Consider the following 2,388-nt stretch of genomic DNA (forward strand, 5'->3'; position numbering starts at 1 on the left):
AGTCCAGACAACGGCATGATGGAATCCTTCTTTGGCATTCTTAAGTCTGAGATGTTTTATGGTTATGAGAAGACGTTTAAGTCAATTGAGCATTTGGAACAAGCTATTGTAGACTATATTAATTATTACAACAACAAACGCATTAAGATAAAACTAAAAGGACTTAGTCCTGTGCAATACAGAACTAAATCCTTTGCTTAAATTATTTGTCTAACTTTTTGGGGTCAGTACAAATCTAGGGGGTTATCTTTAAAAGATGTAGCAAATGACAACCTTTCAAAATCTCAGTTATCAAGGTTTGAAAATGGACAAAATGATCTTACATTAAATAAGTTCATTATGGCACTAAATGCCATAAATGTTTCTATTAATGAATTTATGTATGCCGTGAATGACTTTCATAATGATGAACTCACAGAACTTCTAGATATTATTAGGACCTGCACCATCAAAAATGATATTAAAGGCTTAAAAAACTTACTGTTTGATTATAGTAAAGGGGATAAAGATAGTGATAAATTCCATGAACTAAATACTATTTTGATAAAAATCCGCCTACAAGTCCTATCGGAAGAAAAACAAGTTTTTGAGGGAGATTTAGAAAAGTTAATTGATTATTTGTTTAGCGACGAATATTGGGGAGTCTATGAATTAAGATTATTTCTTAATTCAATTGATATTCTAGAACATAAGTTTTTTGTAACTTTATCGAGAGAAATGATCAGACGTTCCGACTATTATAAAGAAATAAAGGCGAATAGAAGTCTAATCAATCATATGACACTGAACGCTTATATTATTTGTATCGATAGAGGTTATTTAACAGATGCAGCTTACTTTGGAAAACAACTTGAATCTTTCTTCTTTGAAGAATCTGAAATGTATGAAAGAGTAGTATATAATTATGCTCATAATTACTATCTATATAAAAAGTTTGGCAGTGACCAAGCCATTGTTGAAATGAAAAAGTGTATAGAGTTTATGAAGGCAGTGGGAAGTGTTAATATTGCTAGTCATTATAGTTTGCATCTAGATAGAATTTTAAAAAATAGACAGTTGCATAAACGGGAATAAATTATATGTTATAAATATAATGTTATATTTATATTGATAAGTTATCAATTATAGGCATATTCTTTTCTAAAACCAAAATAAAAGGAGTTTTCTTCGGGTATAGTTATATTATCATCTATTTATTTTATTTGTTATGAGGTAGGATTATCAGCTATAGGTGTTGTCCTATTAACTATTAATGTTTTGATACAATTTATAGAAAGAAGGCTAAAAAATGAAATTACGATTTAGAATTTTGATTGGGATCTGCTTTTTAATTGGTGCGTTGGTATTTATGGCTCAAAAAGAGCTGTTATATGCGTTAGCATTTCTTTTAGTCGGAGGATTTTATATATATAAAGGAGTGGACTAATGGTTCATTTGGTTTTAGAAGTAAAAGGACTCAACGTTTGGTTTAAGAAGGATAGACCTATTATTAGTAACCTTGATCTTGTTATTCCGAACAATACTATTATTGGTCTGGTAGGAAAAAATGGTTCAGGAAAAACAACCTTGATAAAATCTCTGAGTAGTGTGTTTGATAAGAGGAACTATCAAGTGACTTCAATCAGCTTAAATGGTGAAAGTAAACCATTGGACAGTAATGTTTATAAGCTGAATACCTATACTGTTTTCACCGAAAATAACAGTTTTTTAAATTGGAACTTTAGTCAGTATTTTAATTTTATCTGTCGATTATTTCATGTTAAAAGAGATGATGACTTATATGATTATTTAGTCAAGGGCTTTAATTTTGGAAAATTTTTACAGACTAGCATAGGTAATTTGTCGACTGGAAATAAGAAAAAAGTCTTTTTGATAACAGGTTTCTATTTAAAACGCCCATTATTAATCTTGGATGAACCTTTTGATGGATTAGATTTTGACTCTACTGAATTTTTATATAAAGTTCTCGTTCAATATAAAAGCTATGGCTCAATATTAATGACCTCTCATATAGCAGAAAGCATTTCTAGAGTTTGTGATGAAGCCTATTTTCTTGAGGATGGACATTTAAAATTGTTACAATCAGATTTAGATGATTGGTTAAATGAGGTCAGTAGTCAAAGGAGGGAATAGATGCTTTTAGCTATTTTTAGAGATATCTTTTCAAAAAATAGATTGTACTTGTTTCTGTTTTCTCTTAGCATATTACTGTATTATAAATATGTGAGAGTTGAGTTCTCTACAAATTTTAGAATTCTGATGTTGAGTACATTTATCGTAACAGCACTATCAACCTTTCAGTTACTCTACTCATATTTTTTAACTGATAGAATGGAAGGCTATTTTCAACTACCTATATCCATAAACCTGACTCTTATAAACATCTGA

At 29.6% G+C, this 2,388-nt stretch carries 3 protein-coding genes; all 3 read left to right on the top strand.

Annotated elements, in window-relative coordinates; all coding sequences use genetic code 11:
* A partial coding sequence (locus H7U02_RS11105; protein ID WP_155123928.1) for an IS3 family transposase occupies positions 1 to 201 on the top strand: 201 nt, incomplete at its 5' end.
* A gap of 138 nt (positions 202 to 339) precedes the next feature.
* The gene (locus H7U02_RS11110; protein WP_260318487.1) at positions 340 to 1,074 is read left to right on the top strand and encodes an Rgg/GadR/MutR family transcriptional regulator; all 735 of its coding nucleotides are present in this window, start codon (positions 340 to 342) and stop codon (positions 1,072 to 1,074) included.
* A gap of 351 nt (positions 1,075 to 1,425) precedes the next feature.
* A complete protein-coding gene (locus H7U02_RS11115) occupies positions 1,426 to 2,133 on the top strand; it encodes an ATP-binding cassette domain-containing protein (RefSeq protein ID WP_201043368.1) in 708 nt (235 codons plus the stop codon).
* The last annotated feature ends 255 nt before the right edge of the window (positions 2,134 to 2,388 follow it).

It is taken from the genome of Streptococcus sp. 3.1 (assembly GCF_016648915.1).
Classification (GTDB): domain Bacteria; phylum Bacillota; class Bacilli; order Lactobacillales; family Streptococcaceae; genus Streptococcus; species Streptococcus salivarius_E.